Genomic DNA, 15565 nt, shown 5'->3' on the forward strand with positions numbered 1-15565 from the left:
ATTCACCACCGCATCGAGCGCCGTCGAGAACCCAGCGATTCATGCGGTGAGCGCGGTCGTCAATTCGCGCGCCGCGCTGCGTGTCGCATCCACGAATTCCTCGCGTTCCACGCGCGTCGTCGCGGCACGCAACGGTCCCAGCTGAACTTCGTAGGACGCGGTCCCCCGAGCGTCGAAAACCGGTGCCGCCAGGTAACTCAGCGGCAATACCTCGTCCGAATCCAGCTCCGCCCGAGTAAACGGCCGGGACGTGAGCGCCGCGAGCTGGCGCAGAGCGCGCGTACGCAGATGCGGTCGCAGCAGTTCGGATCCGACCGCGCCGAGGAGATCGGCGAGCAGATCCACCATGCCCGCGTCATCGGCCCGCGGACGGAAGACCGCGACCCCCCGCTCGCGCACGAGCGTGAGCAGCGCGCCTGCCATGCGCTGATCCGCGTCGGAGGCGGTACGCAGCCAGGTGTTCTGCTCCTGCGCGGGCCGCCACGGCATCACGCTCGCTCCGGCCGGGAACTGCAGCGGAATGCGATGTCCCACCGGAATTCCCGGTACGACCCGGTCGACGCCGTGCCGGACGTCGAGCACAGTGAGCCGGTCCGGTTCGATGCGGCTGAAGGTGGCGCCGTACCCGGTACGCGCGGCCAGGCCGGCGAGGAGGTCGCCCACCCCCTGCGGAAGCGCGGCGCCGTGCAGTCCGGCCAGCGCGGGCCCGATGCCGTAGCCACGAGCCGCATCGCGGACGACCCAACCGGCCCCGTCCAATTCGGTGAGTATCGCGGTCGCCGTCGCGCGGGCGATACCGAGCCGTTCGGCGACGCCTGCGACGCTGATCGGCTCCGGTGACGTCGCCAGCAGCGACACGATGTCGACGACCCGCCGCGTGGGCGGCGACGCGGATCGGTCCGGCATGGCGGCACCTCTTGTCCTGGCTCGGGTGAGCGACTTACGATGACGAATATTACATCAGACGCCGTCGAATATTCGACGGTCGACGGGTAGGGAGCGCGGATGATTCTGGATCGGTTCCGGATAGACGATCAGGTCGCGATAGTCACCGGCGCGGGGCGTGGCCTCGGCGCGGCCATCGCTGTCGCATTCGCGGAGGCGGGCGCCGACGTCGTCATCGCCGCGCGGACGAAGAGTCAGCTCGATGAGGTCGCCGAGCGCGTGGTCGCCGCCGGACGACAGGCGCACGTGGTGCCCGCCGACTTGAGCGACACCGAGGCGACGGCCGCGCTGGCCGCGGCGGCGGTCGACCGCTTCGGACGCCTCGACATCGTGGTCAACAATGTGGGTGGCGCACTGCCGTGCCCGCTGCTGGACACCACCCCGCAAGCGCTGCGGGACGCGTTCGACTTCAATGTCACCAACGCGCACGCGCTGGTCCGAGCCGCGGTGCCGCGCATGCTCGAAACCGCGGGTGGCGGATCGATTCTCAACATCACGTCCACGATGGGACGGCTGCCGGGGCGTGCATTCGCGGCATACGGCACCGCCAAGGCCGCTCTCGCCCACTACACGAAACTCGCCGCCCTCGATCTGAATCCGCGAATCCGCGTGAACGCGATCGCGCCCGGCTCCATCCTGACCTCCGCACTGGAGATCGTCGCTGGAAACGAGGCCATGCGTACCGAATTGGAAACGAAGACACCGCTGCACCGCATCGGGGAACCCGAGGACATCGCCGCGGCCGCGCTCTACCTGGTTTCGCCTGCGGGCAAATACCTCACCGGCAAGATCCTCGAGCCCGACGGCGGCTTGATCATCCCGAACCTCGACCTCCCGATCCCGGACCTGTGACATGACATATCGCGTAGTGCAATGGGGCACCGGCAATGTGGGCAGGCATGCCTTGGCCGGCGTCATCGCCCATCCCGAACTGGAACTGACCGGCGTATGGGTCTCGGGCCCGGCCAAAGAAGGAAAGGACGCGGGAACCCTCGCCGGACTCGATCATCCGGTCGGCGTCACGGCGACGACCGACGTGGACGCATTGCTCGCGGCGCGTCCGGACTGTGTCGTCTACTGCTCGATGACCGACAACCGCCTCTTCGAGGCCGTGCAGGACCTCCAGCGCATCCTCGCCGCCGGAATCAACGTCGTCGCCTGCGCGCCGGTGTTCTTCCAGTACCCCTACGGCGTGCTCCCCGACGAGCTGCTGAATCCGGTGCAGGAGGCGGCCGCGCAAGGCGATTCGTCGCTGTGGGTGAACGGCATCGACCCGGGCTTCGCCAACGACCTGCTGCCACTCGCGCTCGCGGGGACCTGTCTGCGCATCGACCAGCTGCGCTGCCTGGAGATCGTGGACTATGCCAGCTACGACAACCGAGAGGTCATGTTCGACATCATGGGTTTCGGCAAGCCCGTCGACGAGATCCCCATGCTGCTACAGCCGGGCGTGCTCTCGCTCGCTTGGGGCGGTACGGTCCGCCAGCTCGCTGCGGGCATCGGAGTCACTCTCGATGCGGTCACCGAGACCTACGAGCGCGTCCCGGCGCCGGAGTCGTTCGACATCGCCACCGGGCACATCGCCGAGGGAACCGCGGCGGCATTGCGTTTCGAAGTGCGCGGCATGGTCGGCGACGCACCCGTCACGGTGCTCGAGCACGTGACGCGGTTGCGCCCGGACCTGTGCCCGGAGTGGCCGCAGCCCGCGCACGCCGAGGGCTCCTACCGGGTCGAGATCACCGGCGAGCCCAGCTACGCGATGGACCTGGTGACCTCGAGCCGCAACGGTGACCACAACCACGCGACCTTGCTGGCGACCGGCATGCGCATCGTCAACGCCGTCCCCGCGGTGGTCGCCGCACCCGCCGGAATTCTCACCGCGCTCGATCTGCCGCTGATCACCGCACCCGCACAGCGGTCGGGGCGGTAGACCCGCCTCGCCCCACGGCTCGGTCCCCACGTCTTCCCTGTTCGGATACCGGCACAGGCGAGCACCCGGCGTCTGCGCGGGGGACTGGGCGCCCGGCGCGGATGGTGCCGTCGCCCTTCAGCGAGTTCCGGCGCTCCGGCCCGAGCCCTGGTCGGCGTGCGGCAAGAGGCTGCCGATGGCTGTTCGGCGCAGTGCCCCGCCTCGAGCGGGGATACCGACCGGCTTCCGGTGCCAGGGCTTTTCCCTGACCGGAGTGCGGTTGGCTCTGCGGCGTCCCGCGTGATCGGGCGCGTTGGTCCCTGACCGGTTGCGCGGCCTGCGGCCTTCAGGGAACTGCCCCGTTCGGATCGGTTGCCTGTCCCGATATGTCTGCGCCCTACCCACTCACTCGGCCGATCCTGCGGATCCCCGGCGGTACGCGGCCGCGGAAGGGCTATCCGGTTCGCAGCGCGGACAGCGCCCGTTCGACGTCCTCGGTGCTGTTGTAGAGGTGGAAGGCGAAGCGCAGACCGCCGCCGCGCGCCGAGGCGATCACCTCGGCCTGCTCGAGGCGGGGCGCGAGGTCGGCCGCGCCCGGGACGGAGACGATGGGGGAGCGCGCCGCGACGGGCGCGAAACCGAGTTCGCGCAGTCCGTCGCGGAATCGGTCGGCGAGTTCGAGGTCGTGTGCGCCGATCTTGTCGACCGTCAGTTCCTCGATCAGCGACAGTCCTTGCAGCGCCGCCACGACACCGAGCCAATCGGGTGTCGTGTCGAAGCGCCGGGCCGTGGCGGGCAGCGCGGTGGGGTGGTACAGCTCAGCCCAGCGGTCCTCGGCGGCGTACCAGCTGGACCCGATCGGACGCAGCTGTGGGACGAGCTCGCGCGGCGTGGCGAGGAAGGCGACGCTGCGCGCGCCGATGAGCCATTTGAAGGTGGCGCAGACCCAATAGTCCGCGTCGGCGAAGCGCAACGGCAGCCAGCCCGCGGCCTGGGTGGCGTCGACGAGCAGGCGCGCGCCGTTGGCCCGGGTGACCGCGCGCAGTTCGGCCAGATCGGTGACGCGGCCGTCCGCGGATTGGACCACGCTCACCGCCACCAGCGCGGTCTCCGGGCGTACCTGCGCGGCCAGCTCCGCCAAGGGGACGAAGCGCACGACGAGGTCGTCCCGGTAGACGAAAGGCATCGAGACCGAGGCGAATTCGCCTTCCGGCAGCAGGACTTCCGCACCGGGCGGCAGAGCGGTGGCCACGGGGGCGATCAGGCCCGCGACACCGCTGCCGAGCGCGATGTCGTCGGCGGTCGCGCCATCGAGCAGGCGGGCGAACCCGGCGCGCAGGCCGGGCGCCAGTCGATCGACCTCGGAGGTCGGCGCGCCGCGGCCGGACGCCCAGCTCGCACTCGCGTCGCGCACCGCGGCCGAGGCCCGGGCGGACGGCAGGCCGAAGGAGGCGGTGTTCAGGTAGGTGGTTTCGGGCGTGAATTCGTCAGGCGCTAGGGAGGGCATGGTCGCAGCATCCGCCGGACGGCGCCGCACCGTCCAGCGCCACCGGGCCGATAGTGGACCGATTTCGCCCGGCGGCGGACGATCACGTCTTCGGCGACCACATGTTGGACAGCAACTCGAAGCTGGGAGTGTCCGCCAGCGATTGCATGGACTCGTAGATGCGGCGGTAGCCCGTGGAGGCGATGCGCCATGTGCCGTCGGTGTCCCGGCGGTAGGTGTCGGTGTAGTACCCGGCCCCACGAATCAGCACCCCGTATTCGGTGGCGATCACGGTGTCCTCGAAGGCCCACGAGCCCGTGGCCGTTTCGCCCTCGACGCGTATCTCGGGGTGGTTGGCGATATGGACCGTGACGAGCGAGGGACCGAGATTCTCCCGCATGAACGCGGTGATGGCGTCGCGACCGTCCAGGTGCAGCGGCTCAGCCATGGCGTGGGTGCCGTAGCGTCCTTTCGCGTCGACGGCGAGGGTGTCGGCGAACTCGTCCCACTGTTTGAGGTCGAGGGTCCGGAAGTAGCGGTACTTGAGCTGGCGGACGGCTTCGATGGCGTCGAGATCCATCTGTAGAGCCTGGCACGCGCGAAGCCGTCGGACAAGAACGTGTTCTACTTTGGCTCGAGTTCGATGCTGTCGGTTTCCGAGGGGACGGAGCCCGGCATCCGGCGTGGTCGGCAAGTGCGGTACCCGCGAATGGCTGTTCGGCCTTGCGGATTCCGCGCACGGCTCCGCCTAGCGGCCTCTAAGCTCTACGCGAGCGCGCGTGGAGGTTGGAATTGACGGTCGAGGTGATGACCGAGCCCGAGCCCGGGGAGTTATCCACCGGATCCGGACAGGCGGTACGGCCGGGCCAGCCTCCGGTGTCCATGATCGAGCGGATGACGCTGATCCTCGAAGCGTTCGACGGCGCTACGCCGACGCTCACTCTCGTCGAACTGTCCGAGCGCACCGGGTTGCCGCGCTCCACCGTGCATCGCATCCTCGATCAGCTGATCCGACTGCGCTGGCTGGCGCACGCCCCCGGCGGTTACCGGCTCGGCCTGCGCACGCTGGAGCTGGGCGGGCTCGCCGCCGACCACAACGAGATCCGCGACGCGGTGAGCCCGCTGCTGCACGATGTGTGTCAGCAGACCGGGATGGTCGGCCATCTCGGCGTGCTGGACGGGCGCGACGTGCTGTATCTGGACAAGGTGGGCGGCCGGGTCGCCGCGAGCGTGCCCACGAGGCTCGGCGGCCGGATGCCCGCGCACAGCACGGCGCTCGGCAAGGCGCTGCTGGCGACGTTGGACCCGAGCATCGTGGAGGCGTCCTTCCGGGATCGCCTGCCGCAGCTGACCGCGCACACGCTCGCCGACCGCGTCGAGCTGCATCGTGAACTCGGCCGCATCCGCAATCGCCAGGGCGTCGCCGTCGACAACGAGGAGTCCGTGCCCGGCCTCGCGTGCGTGGCCGTGCCGATCCGCGGACGTGGCGCTGCGATCGCCGCGGTGTCGCTGTCGGGCCGAGCCGGTGCCGATCATGTGGGGCCGGACACCGCGCGGCTGGCCCGCGCGCTGGCCGAGGTCGCGCAGGAGGCGGGGCGAAACCTCTTTCCCCGGCACGCGCGCCGACGGTGACAGTTCCGCGCGGCTCCGGCGAGCGGCGGAGTGCCGGATCGTTTCGCGCCGCCGCGACCGGTGCGACGCGGGCCGATCGAAAATTAGCGGTGGCCTTGCTGAATCGCGTGACTTGCACAGTGAAGAATTTCCGTTCGCGCTGCGCGCGAGCGGCCGGGCTGCTTTCCTGAAGAGGTCAGGATGGACAGTCCGCGAGCAGGCGAGCCGGAGTCGGGGAAGCGATGCACCGGGTACCGATCCAAGAGCGGCCATTCCGTTCCGAATGGCTGTGGTTTGCGGCAGGCGTGCTGGCCACCGTCGCGGTGGTCGTCTGGCTGGTGCGGCCGTCCGCACCGACCTGTGCTGCGGCGAATCCGCCGCACGAGGCGTCCGCGCCGGCGCGATTCCCGGTGTCCGTAGTCACTTTCGCGCCGATCGGACCGGACACGTCGGCCGAGGCGCGCTACTTCGTGGTCGGCAATCACGTGTCGTGTTCGTTCCGTGAACAGGCGGCGGACGGCTACTATGCGGGGCTGTCCACTTCCGACTACGGGCGCGCCGACCTGTGCGGGGCGTATCTGGACATCACGGGTCCCCGCGGTTCGGTCCGGGCGCTGGTGGTCGACCACTGCCCGGCCTGCGCTCCGGGACAACTGGCTCTGAGCTCGGCGGCGTTCGAGCGGATCGCCGATCCGCGGGAAGGAGTGGCGCGGATCGGTTACCGCTTGGTCCGCGACCCGCAGCCGGTGCAGGAGCTGACCTACGAGGTTCAGCCGGATTCGTCCGCGTCCTGGTTCGGCATCCTGTTCGGCGGTACGGGTAACCCGTTGCGCGAGGTCGCGGTTCGTCCCACGGAGGGCGGGCAGTGGCGACAGCTCACGCGACGGGCCGACAACTATTGGACCCTCTCCGGCGTGGGCCGGGGCCCGTTCACGGCGCGCGTGACCGATGTCTTCGGCAACGAGGCCGAGATCACCGAGGTGATGCCCGAGCCGGGCCGGTACGCGGCGGGTGCCCGGCTCTACTCCGGCGCACCGTCGTTCACGTCGTCGCCGTCGCTCGGCACTTCGACGGGCCCCGCAACGGTCGCGTCGGGCTGCAGGCGCTGACGATCAGGCGGGTTTCGCGGCCAGCGCGCGCCCGGCCGCCCGGCCGGAGAAGATGCACCCGCCGAGGAAGGTGCCTTCCAGCGCGTTGTAGCCGTGCACGCCGCCGCCACCGAATCCGGCGACCTCGCCCGCGGCGTACAGACCCGGGAAGGCCGTCCCGTCCGGCCGGATCACCTGGGAATTCAGGTCGGTCTGCAGGCCGCCCAGAGTCTTGCGGGTGAGGATGTTGAGCCGCACGGCGATGAGCGGGCCCGCGTCCGGATCGAGGATCCGATGCGGTTTGGCGACCCGGCCCGCCTTGTCGCCGAAATACCGGCGCGCGTTGTCGATCGCCATCAGCTGGCTGTCCTTGCTGTATTTGTTCGCCAATTCCCGGTCGCGCGCGACGATCTGGCGTTCCAGGTCGTCGTAGTCCAGCTGGGGCCCGCGAGCGATCTTGTTCATGCCCGCGACGAGTTCACGCAGCGTGTCCGCCACGACGAAATCGACGCCGTGCTGTTTGAACGCCTCGACCGGCCCCGGCGCGCCTTTGGCCACGCGGCTTTTCAAGGTGAGCTTGAGGTCCTTGCCGGTGATGTCCGGGTTCTGTTCGGAGCCCGACAGCGCGAACTCCTTCTCGATGATCGACTGCGTGAGGACGAACCAGGAGTAGTCGTAGCCGGTCTTCAGGATCTCCTTCATCGTCGTGTTGGTGTCGAATCCGGGGAAACACGGTGCGGGCAAACGCTTTCCATTCGCGTCGAACCACAGCGAGGACGGCCCGGGGATGATCCGGATGGCATGGTCGGGCCAGATCGGATCCCAGTTCACGATGCCCTCGGTGTAATGCCACATGCGGTCCCGGTTGACGATGGCGCCGCCCGCGGCCTCGGTGATGGCGAGCATCCGGCCGTCGACGTGTGCGGGCACGCCGGAAATCATGGTCTGCGGGCACGGGCCCAGCCGTTCGGTCGGCCAGTTGCGCCGGATCAGCTCGTGATTGTGCCCGATGCCGCCGGACGCCACGATCACGGCCTCGGCGCGGTATTCGAACTCGCCCACGACGGTCCGGGATGACGCGCGGCCTCGGTCCAGGTCGGTGTCTTCGAGCACGACGCCGCGCACGCCGACCACCGCGCCGTCCTCCACGATCAGCTCGTCCACGCGATGGCGGAAGCCGAAACGGACCAGCCCGCGGCGTTCGCCCTCCAGAACCGGCTCGGCGAAGACCCGGACCACTTCGGGGCCGGTGCCCCAGGTGAGGTGGAAGCGCGGCACCGAGTTGCCGTGGCCGTCGGCGCGGTCGCCACCGCGCTCGGCCCAGCCGACCAGCGGCGTCACCCGCAGACCGAGGTCGCGCAGGTACTCGCGCTTCTCGGTGGCCGCGAACCGCACGTACGCCTGCGCCCACTGCCGGGCCCACTTGTCCTCGTCGTCACGGTCGAACCCGGCCGAGCCGAGCCAGTCCTGCAGGGCCAGATCGTAGGAATCCTTGATGCCGAGGCGCCGCTGCTCCGGGCTGTCGACGAAGAAGAGCCCGCCCAGCGACCAGAATGCCTGGCCGCCGAGGTTGTTGCGGTTCTCCTGGTCCAGCACGTGCACGGTGCGGCCTGCCTTGACCAGTTCGTGCGTGGCGACCAGGCCGGCCAGCCCGGCGCCGACGACGAGGACGTCCGCCTCGGGGGTGCTCTGGGACATGTTCATCCTTCGGTTGCGGTGCTGTAGGCCAGCACGACGTGGTGGAAGAGTTCGGTGCGGCGCTCGCGCACGGCGGGATCGTCGGGCTCCATGAGGACCTGCACACTGGTGCCGTCGTGGACGGCGATGAGCGCTTGGCCGAACGCCTCCGGGTCCGGCACGGTGCGGCCGCCGCGTGCGAGCGCCGCGACGATGGTGGGCATGAGCGCCGCGACGATGGCCTCCTCGCGGGCGGCCATCACCCGGCGCAGCGCGGGGGTGCGCAGCGCGTGGGCGGTGAATTCGGCGGTGATCCGGTACCAGGCCTCGTCGACCGGGACCGCCCGCTCCAGTCGCTGGACCGCGGCGCGCACGTCATCGGCGCCGTCGGCCGCGATGTCGTCGAGAATGGCGCTCGCCCGGCTGAGCATCGCCGTCGAACGTTGCTCCCACATGGCCAGGAACAGCTCGTCCAGGGAACTGAAGTTCGAGTAGAACGCGCCGCGGGTGAATCCGGCGCGCTCGCACACCCGCTCCACGGTGGCGCGCCCGAAGCCTTCTTCGGCGAACGCCTCGTAGGCGGCGGTCAGCAGCCGGTTTCTGGTCTCGGCGCGGCGGCGGGTGACCCGGGCGGGTGCGGTCTGTGCGGCATCGGACGCCATGGGGCACCTCCTCGGTTCGGCCTCGATCGTCCGGATACAGGAATGTACTCGATACAGAAACGTATCAGAACGTGTTGTCCGGTGTGGCCGAATTCGCCGAGTAGGGTGATTCCGGCACACCCGACGCGGTCGGGATGCCCGGTCCGTGTCGATCCGATCGGTGCGAGGTGATCCGGCGATGAGCGAGGTCCGCGGCGGTAGCGGCGCGATGCGGTGCTGGCGGGTGCGCAGGCCGGGGCCGATCGATGGCGGTCCACTGGACGCGGAGCGCGCACCTGTCCCGGAACCCGGCCCGGGCGAGTTGACGGTACGTGTCCTCGCCTGCGGAGTGTGCCGGACCGACCTGCATGTGGCCGAAGGTGATCTTCCGGTGCACCGCGCCGGAGTGGTGCCGGGACACGAGATCGTCGGGGAGGTCGTCGCGCTCGGCCGGGGCGCGGAGGCGGAGGGTTTCCGGGTGGGGGACCGGGCGGGCATCGCCTGGCTTCGGCACACATGCGGGCAGTGCAAATTCTGCCTGCGCGGAGCGGAGAACCTCTGCCCGGGGTCGGCTTACACCGGCTGGGACGCCGACGGCGGCTATGCCGAATTCGCTTGTGTTCCAGCCGCGTACGCGCTGCGCCTGCCTGCTGGTTATGCCGATGCCGACACCGCCCCGCTGCTGTGTGCGGGCATCATCGGGTACCGGGCGCTGCTGCGCGCTTCCGTGCCGCCGGGCGGGCGGCTGGGCATCTACGGGTTCGGCGGCAGCGCCCACATCGCCGCTCAGGTGGCCGCCGCCCGCGGTGCGCAAGTGCACGTGATGACACGGGATCCGGCGGCGCGCGAACTCGCGACCGCGCTCGGCGCCGCCTCGGTGCAGGGTGCGGCGGATCCGCCTCCGGTACTGCTGGATTCGGCGATCCTGTTCGCACCGGTGGGTGACCTGGTGCCGCCCGCCCTGGCGGCGCTCGACCGTGGCGGTATCCTCGCCATCGCCGGTATCCATCTCAGCGACATTCCCACGCTGAACTACCAGCGGCATGTGTTCCAGGAGCGGGAGATTCGCTCGGTGACCGCGAATACCCGCGCGGACGCCCGCGAATTCCTGGCGTTCGCCGGCGAACATCGGATACATCTGACCACGCACGGGTATTCCCTGGACATGGCCGATCGGGCGCTGGCCGATCTCGCTCACGGGCGATTTGCCGGTGCGGCGGTTCTGCTGCCGTAGAACACGATTCGGCGCTGACTCCGTATCGGTCGGGTGGAGTTGCTTGACGGCTCTCAGGGCCGTTCTTACCTTCGCGGATATAGCCGAGAATTGTCACTGACAAGTGTCGCTCGGCTGTCTCACAACGGCGTGAGTAGGTGAGCACGATGGCCAACCGGAAGGTAATTCACTTCGAAAAGTGGCGCGTAGTAAGGGCATTCGCCGTGCTACTGCTCGTCGCGGGATTCGGGGCTGCGACGGGGTTGAACGCATGGGCGACGTCCTGTGCGGCAGTCGATGTCGTCGTCGCCAGAGGCACCCACGAACCCGGATACCTGGGCTCCGTGGTGGGCGACCCGCTGTACGACGCACTGTGGCAGGCGCTTCCGGTCGATTCGCAGGCGTACCGGGTGGACTATCCGGCCGATCTGCTCGACCCGTCCTCGATCAGCCGCGGCACCCAGGACATGACCGCTCATGTGCTGTGGCAGGCGGCGAGGTGCCCGGACCAGCGGTTCATCCTGGTCGGCTTTTCGCAGGGCGCCATCGTGACGCACGGGGTGCTCGGCACCGGCATCGTGACCGTACTCGGTGGGATGCACACATTGCCCGCGGATCTGTCCTCGCGGGTGGCGGCGGTGCTGTTGTTCGGTGACCCGATCCGGCTGATCGGCTGGAACGTGCCGGACCAATATGCCTGGCGGACCGGAAACTACTGCGCGAGCGGTGATCCCGTCTGCGAAGGCGGCATCCGTCCGGCCGCGCATACGGACTACCGGTGGGCCATGTGGCCCGCCGTGGAGTTCACGGTGAACCGGGTGTGAGGTCGCGAGACCGGGACGACGCGGGGGTGGGTCGACGGAGGTCGGCCCACCCCTCAGCCCTGCACAGCTACCACTGCAAGCCCGGAACGACGCGGGCGACGCGCGCCGCGGGAGTTGGCAGCGCCATGAGCGGCATGATCACCGGGGCCAGGACGGACAAGGCGCCGCCGCCGGACGCCGGCTCCGCGGCGGAGGCCGGTTCGGCGGGACGGCGGTCCGAGTCGCCTCGCGCCGCATCGGATTCCCCGAACAACCGGAAGCCCTGGTGCATGATCTGACGCTTCACCGACGGCATCAGCAACTCCACCGCCTGCGCGAAGGTGCCGACCGGCGTGTCGATGCGATGTGGCCGGTCCTCGAGCGCGCGCACCACGATCGCGGCGGCCTGCTCCGGATCCGGCACCGGAAGCGAGCGGTACAGATCGGTCGGGGCGATCATGGGGGTCCGCACCAGCGGCATCCGCACCGAGGTGAAGGTGATTCCGGCATCCCGGTTCTCCACCGCCGCGATCTCGCTGAAGTTGTCCAGCGCCGACTTACTGGCCACATACGCGGCGAACCGGGGCACCTTCGTCTGCACCGCGATCGACGAGATGTTGACCACGTGCCCGAAGCGGCGCGCCCGCATCGACGGCAGCAGTCCGAGGATGAGCCGCACGGCGCCGAAGTAGTTCACCGCCATGGTGCGCTCGAAATCGTGCATCCGGTCGGTGGAGTTGAGCACGGAGCGGCGGATCGAACGGCCCGCGTTGTTCACCAGGTAGTCGACGCGGCCGTGGTCGTCGAGGACGCACTGCACGAGCTTCTCGACCGCTTCGGAATCGGTGATGTCGCACGGATAGGTATGCGCGGCACCGCCTTCCGCGCGCACGGCTTCGGCGGCGGCCGCCAGGTCGTCGTGCCCGCGGGCGACCATCAGGACCGTGGCGCCGCGCCGGGCGACGGCGTGCGCGGTGGCCAGCCCGATACCGGAGGACGCGCCGGTGATCAGCACGACCCGGCCGGCGAGCGGGTCGTCGGTGACGGACACGCGTCCGCGCTGCGGATCCAGGTGGTCGCGCCAGTACTGCCACAGCCGCTCGGCGTAGCTGTCGAACGACGGCACGGTCAGGCCGGTGCCGCGCAGCTGGGCGCGGGTGGAGTCGCTGATGAACTCCGCGGAGAACGAGGTGTGCGGAGCGACCTCGGCCGGGATGCCCACCTGATCGAGCAGGAAATCGCGCACGGAGGTGACCCCGGGGAGGTGCGCCAGGCCGCTGAGCGCCAGCCCGCTGCCGGGCACCGTGCCCACGCCGGTCGGCGCTCCCGCCGCTGTGGCGAGCGCGCGATACACCTCGCCGAACGGCTGCGGCTCCGGGTTGACCAGGTGGAAGGTGCGTCCGTTCAGGCCGGGGCGGCCGATCAGTTCCGCCATGGCGGCCGAGACGTAATCGACGGGAACGATATTCGTGGCGCCGAGATCGGGCAGCGGCAACGGCAGATCCGACGGCAGCGCGGCGAGCTTGGCGATCGCGCCGAAGAAGTAGTAGGGCCCGTCGATCTTGTCCATCTCGCCGGTGCGGGAATCGCCCACGATGATCGCGGGCCGATACACCCGCCAGCGCACGCCGTGCGCCTCGCGGACGAGCTTCTCGGCGGCGAACTTGGTGCGGTGATACGGCGAGGTCAGCCGCTGTCCGAGGTCGAAGTCCTCCTCGAAGAACTTGCCTTTGTGATCGCCCGCCACCGCCACGGAGGAGACATGATGCAGTACCGCTCCCAGCTCGCGGGCCAGGGCCAGCACCGAGCGGGTGCCGGTGACGTTCGCCGCGTGTGCGGTGTCCTCATCGGCCGTCATGTCGTAGACGGCGCCCAGATGGACGATGTGGTCGGCCCGCGGCGCCTCGCACGCCAGGCCGAGGCCCTCGGCGGTGAGATCGCCGATCAGCGCGTAGACCCGCTCGGCGCCGCGCCAGCCCGCAGCGATGTCGGTGAATTTCGCCAGCGACGTCTCGCGCACCAGCACGTGGATGATCGCGTCGGCGTCGCGATCCAGCAGGTCCTGCACGACCCGCCTGCCCAAGAATCCGGTTCCGCCCGTCACGATGTAAGTGGCCATCGCATTCTCCTGCTGTTCACTCGAACCCTGTTGTCGCACAAGTCATCCGGCATGCGGCAATGGATGCGGACAGCGTGATTCGGCCCCCAGCGACAGACGTCGGGCCGAAAGTAGGAACACCTTCGTCCTGACTTATTACTCAACAGTAATCGAGCGCGCGTGGGCCCGGCAAGCGATCATGAGCCGTTCGGCGTGTGGGGCTGGTCACCGTCTGTGCAGGTCAAACGGTATGTGTTACAGAGATTTCCAGTTACTCGCGTTTTGGTCGAGTGTCCAGCAACTTGGCAGCGTCCGATCCGGGCCCGGTCCGGCTACTTCTTCTCGACGCGAGCGGGCGGCGCCTGCAGCGGGGGCTTGCCGCGCAGGAACGTCTCGAACGCGTCGAGGTCGGTCGGGCCCACCGCGGTATCGGCGCCCTCGGTGAAGACGGTGAATCCGTCGCCCCCCGAAGCCAGGAAGTTGTTGGTCGTGACGCGATACGTGGCGACCGGGTTGATCGGCTGACCTGCGATGCGGACGCTGTCGGTGATCACCTTCGCACCCGTGGGAGCGGTGTCGGAGTAGGCATAGCCGACGCCTGCGAGAGACAGGATCGTCGGTTTGCCCGCGCTGTTGCTCCACTGCTGTTCCAGCAGGCGCAGGATCTGGCTGCCGGTCAGGGTGAGCGTGACGACCTGGTTGCCGAACGGTTGAACGGTGAACAGGTCGCCGTAGGTGATCGGCCCCTGTTTCAGATCGGCGCGCACGCCGCCGGGGTTCATGAAGGCGGCGACGGCGGCGGCCGGTCCCGCGGTGACCGACAGCATGGAATCGGCGATCACGTCACCCAGCGGTGAGGTGCCCGCCGGGCCGGGATCGTGCGGCAGGGCGTTCGCCGTCGCGCCGACGACGCGGCCCGCGCGGGGCCGTGATTGCTCGGTGTAGAAGTCGATCAGCGCGGTCGTCGGGGCGTCGGGTGTGACCTCGCGGGTCACGACGCGATTGACCGCCGACGCCTGCGCGCCCTCTCCGCCGAAACGCAGCGTGACGTCGGTGACGAGCCGTCCGTACGAGGCCGCCTGGGTGATCACCTTGCCCGCGACGGTGCACACGTAGGGCTGGTGGCTGTGGGCGGTGAACACCGCCCGGACCGCGGGGTCGATCCGCTCGGCCAGTCCGGTCACGTTCGGGCTGATGTTCGCGCATCCGTTGTAGTCCACCGGCGCGTCCCGCTCGGGCCGCTGGGAACCGCCGTCGTGCACCAGAGCCACGATCGCCTCCGCGCCCGCTGCCTTCAGTTCCGGCACGTAGCGGTTGATCGCGGCGGCTTGGTCACTGAAGCGGTACCCCCGGATGCCCTCGGGCAGCACGATATTCGCGGTTTCGGGTGTGACCGTGCCGACCACACCGATCCGGTGCCCGCCCACCTGTAACAGCGTCCACGGACGCAACGCCGGCGGCAGACCGCCCTGCGCATCGGTGACGTTCGCCGCCAGATACGGAAACTTCGCGCCCGTGAACGCGGCGCCGGGCGAACATCCGTCGACCGCGCATCCGCCTTGCTGCAGGCGCGCCAATTCCGATACGCCGTCGTCGAATTCGTGATTGCCGACCGCGGACGCGGCCACTCCGGCATTGTTGAGGAAGCCGATCGTCGGCTCGTCGTGGAACAGGCTGGAGATCAACGGGCTGGCCCCGATGTTGTCCCCGGCCGCCAGCACGGCGCTGGACGGATAAGCGGCCCTCAGCCGGGCCAGATGGGTGGCCAGATACGCGGCTCCGCCCGCGTCGTAAGTCGCGATCTTGCCGTTGGACCCGCTCGGCGGCTGCAGGTTTCCGTGCAGATCGTTGAAGCCGAACAGGTGCACCTCGTCCGGTTGCGCCGGACGCAGGTCGTCGGTCGAGATCAGGGGCACGATCCTGGCCGCTGTCGACGAGCCGGGACCGGCGCCGGGATCGGACGTCGTGCCGCAACCCCCCACCAGGCCGACACCGACCAGACCGGCAAGAACCACGGCGATGCGACGGCGCGCTCTCATACCACGACTGTCCCATGTCCACGGCGTTCGCGCACGACGGCCGAAAGGCCGCGTG

At 69.4% G+C, this 15565-nt stretch carries 13 protein-coding genes; 6 read left to right on the plus strand and 7 right to left on the minus strand.

What is annotated here, in order from left to right:
- Positions 1 to 39: 39 nt before the first annotated feature.
- Positions 40 to 906: a helix-turn-helix domain-containing protein gene (locus tag NNI01S_RS10680; RefSeq protein ID WP_063019903.1), complete on the minus strand. Its 867-nt coding sequence runs from the start codon at positions 904 to 906 to the stop codon at positions 40 to 42.
- 99 nt (positions 907 to 1005) lie between these two features.
- Between NNI01S_RS10680 and NNI01S_RS10685 the strand changes: the two genes are divergently transcribed.
- The gene (locus NNI01S_RS10685) at positions 1006 to 1797 is read left to right on the plus strand and encodes an SDR family oxidoreductase (protein WP_063019904.1); all 792 of its coding nucleotides are present in this window, start codon (positions 1006 to 1008) and stop codon (positions 1795 to 1797) included.
- A 1-nt stretch (position 1798) separates the two neighbouring features.
- A complete protein-coding gene (locus NNI01S_RS10690; protein WP_063019905.1) occupies positions 1799 to 2875 on the plus strand; it encodes an NAD(P)H-dependent amine dehydrogenase family protein in 1077 nt (358 codons plus the stop codon).
- Between the two features lie 433 nt (positions 2876 to 3308).
- On the opposite strand, the gene NNI01S_RS10695 is transcribed toward NNI01S_RS10690, so the two are convergent.
- Together NNI01S_RS10695 and NNI01S_RS10700 are read right to left on the minus strand one after the other, a co-directional pair.
- Positions 3309 to 4361 (minus strand): aminotransferase class V-fold PLP-dependent enzyme, encoded by a 1053-nt coding sequence (locus NNI01S_RS10695; protein ID WP_063020088.1) that lies wholly within the window; start codon positions 4359 to 4361, stop codon positions 3309 to 3311.
- A gap of 82 nt (positions 4362 to 4443) precedes the next feature.
- Positions 4444 to 4920, minus strand: a complete 477-nt coding sequence (locus tag NNI01S_RS10700; RefSeq protein ID WP_063019906.1) for a nuclear transport factor 2 family protein — start codon at positions 4918 to 4920, stop codon at positions 4444 to 4446.
- A gap of 227 nt (positions 4921 to 5147) precedes the next feature.
- Here NNI01S_RS10700 and NNI01S_RS10705 point away from each other — a divergent pair, with 227 nt between their 5' ends.
- Together NNI01S_RS10705 and NNI01S_RS10710 are read left to right on the plus strand one after the other, a co-directional pair.
- Complete coding sequence (locus NNI01S_RS10705; protein ID WP_357803222.1) at positions 5148 to 5972, plus strand: IclR family transcriptional regulator; 825 nt, start codon at positions 5148 to 5150, stop codon at positions 5970 to 5972.
- A gap of 221 nt (positions 5973 to 6193) precedes the next feature.
- On the plus strand, positions 6194 to 7060 hold the full coding sequence (locus tag NNI01S_RS10710; RefSeq protein WP_084488700.1) for an expansin EXLX1 family cellulose-binding protein: 867 nt from the start codon (positions 6194 to 6196) through the stop codon (positions 7058 to 7060).
- Between the two features lie 3 nt (positions 7061 to 7063).
- Here NNI01S_RS10710 and NNI01S_RS10715 read toward each other — a convergent pair whose 3' ends face one another.
- Positions 7064 to 8743: an FAD-binding dehydrogenase gene (locus NNI01S_RS10715; protein ID WP_174554389.1), complete on the minus strand. Its 1680-nt coding sequence runs from the start codon at positions 8741 to 8743 to the stop codon at positions 7064 to 7066.
- Entirely contained in the window at positions 8740 to 9378 is a 639-nt protein-coding gene (locus tag NNI01S_RS10720; RefSeq protein ID WP_063019908.1) for a TetR/AcrR family transcriptional regulator, read from the minus strand. Before NNI01S_RS10720 ends, NNI01S_RS10715 begins: the two co-directional genes overlap by 4 nt.
- Before the next feature lie 208 nt (positions 9379 to 9586).
- Here NNI01S_RS10720 and NNI01S_RS10725 point away from each other — a divergent pair, with 208 nt between their 5' ends.
- Both NNI01S_RS10725 and NNI01S_RS10730 read left to right on the plus strand, forming a co-directional pair.
- Positions 9587 to 10591 (plus strand): zinc-binding alcohol dehydrogenase family protein, encoded by a 1005-nt coding sequence (locus NNI01S_RS10725; protein ID WP_063020091.1) that lies wholly within the window; start codon positions 9587 to 9589, stop codon positions 10589 to 10591.
- A 146-nt stretch (positions 10592 to 10737) separates the two neighbouring features.
- On the plus strand, positions 10738 to 11394 hold the full coding sequence (locus tag NNI01S_RS10730) for a cutinase family protein (protein ID WP_063019909.1): 657 nt from the start codon (positions 10738 to 10740) through the stop codon (positions 11392 to 11394).
- A gap of 67 nt (positions 11395 to 11461) precedes the next feature.
- Here the strand turns inward: NNI01S_RS10730 and NNI01S_RS10735 are convergent, their stop codons facing one another.
- A complete protein-coding gene (locus NNI01S_RS10735) occupies positions 11462 to 13492 on the minus strand; it encodes an SDR family oxidoreductase (RefSeq protein WP_063019910.1) in 2031 nt (676 codons plus the stop codon).
- Between the two features lie 311 nt (positions 13493 to 13803).
- Entirely contained in the window at positions 13804 to 15510 is a 1707-nt protein-coding gene (locus NNI01S_RS10740) for a bifunctional metallophosphatase/5'-nucleotidase (protein WP_063019911.1), read from the minus strand.
- Positions 15511 to 15565 lie beyond the last annotated feature (55 nt).

It is taken from the genome of Nocardia niwae NBRC 108934 = DSM 45340 (genome assembly GCF_001613465.1).
Lineage (GTDB): Bacteria > Actinomycetota > Actinomycetes > Mycobacteriales > Mycobacteriaceae > Nocardia > Nocardia niwae.

Coding starts and splice junctions, on each gene's coding strand:
- NNI01S_RS10680 (WP_063019903.1), bottom strand. CDS start 906: ATGCCGGACCGATCCGCGTCGCCGCCCACGCGGCGGGTCGTCGACATC.
- NNI01S_RS10685 (WP_063019904.1), top strand. CDS start 1,006: ATGATTCTGGATCGGTTCCGGATAGACGATCAGGTCGCGATAGTCACC.
- NNI01S_RS10690 (WP_063019905.1), top strand. CDS start 1,799: ATGACATATCGCGTAGTGCAATGGGGCACCGGCAATGTGGGCAGGCAT.
- NNI01S_RS10695 (WP_063020088.1), bottom strand. CDS start 4,361: ATGCCCTCCCTAGCGCCTGACGAATTCACGCCCGAAACCACCTACCTG.
- NNI01S_RS10700 (WP_063019906.1), bottom strand. CDS start 4,920: ATGGATCTCGACGCCATCGAAGCCGTCCGCCAGCTCAAGTACCGCTAC.
- NNI01S_RS10705 (WP_357803222.1), top strand. CDS start 5,148: ATGACCGAGCCCGAGCCCGGGGAGTTATCCACCGGATCCGGACAGGCG.
- NNI01S_RS10710 (WP_084488700.1), top strand. CDS start 6,194: ATGCACCGGGTACCGATCCAAGAGCGGCCATTCCGTTCCGAATGGCTG.
- NNI01S_RS10715 (WP_174554389.1), bottom strand. CDS start 8,743: ATGAACATGTCCCAGAGCACCCCCGAGGCGGACGTCCTCGTCGTCGGC.
- NNI01S_RS10720 (WP_063019908.1), bottom strand. CDS start 9,378: ATGGCGTCCGATGCCGCACAGACCGCACCCGCCCGGGTCACCCGCCGC.
- NNI01S_RS10725 (WP_063020091.1), top strand. CDS start 9,587: ATGCGGTGCTGGCGGGTGCGCAGGCCGGGGCCGATCGATGGCGGTCCA.
- NNI01S_RS10730 (WP_063019909.1), top strand. CDS start 10,738: ATGGCCAACCGGAAGGTAATTCACTTCGAAAAGTGGCGCGTAGTAAGG.
- NNI01S_RS10735 (WP_063019910.1), bottom strand. CDS start 13,492: ATGGCCACTTACATCGTGACGGGCGGAACCGGATTCTTGGGCAGGCGG.
- NNI01S_RS10740 (WP_063019911.1), bottom strand. CDS start 15,510: ATGAGAGCGCGCCGTCGCATCGCCGTGGTTCTTGCCGGTCTGGTCGGT.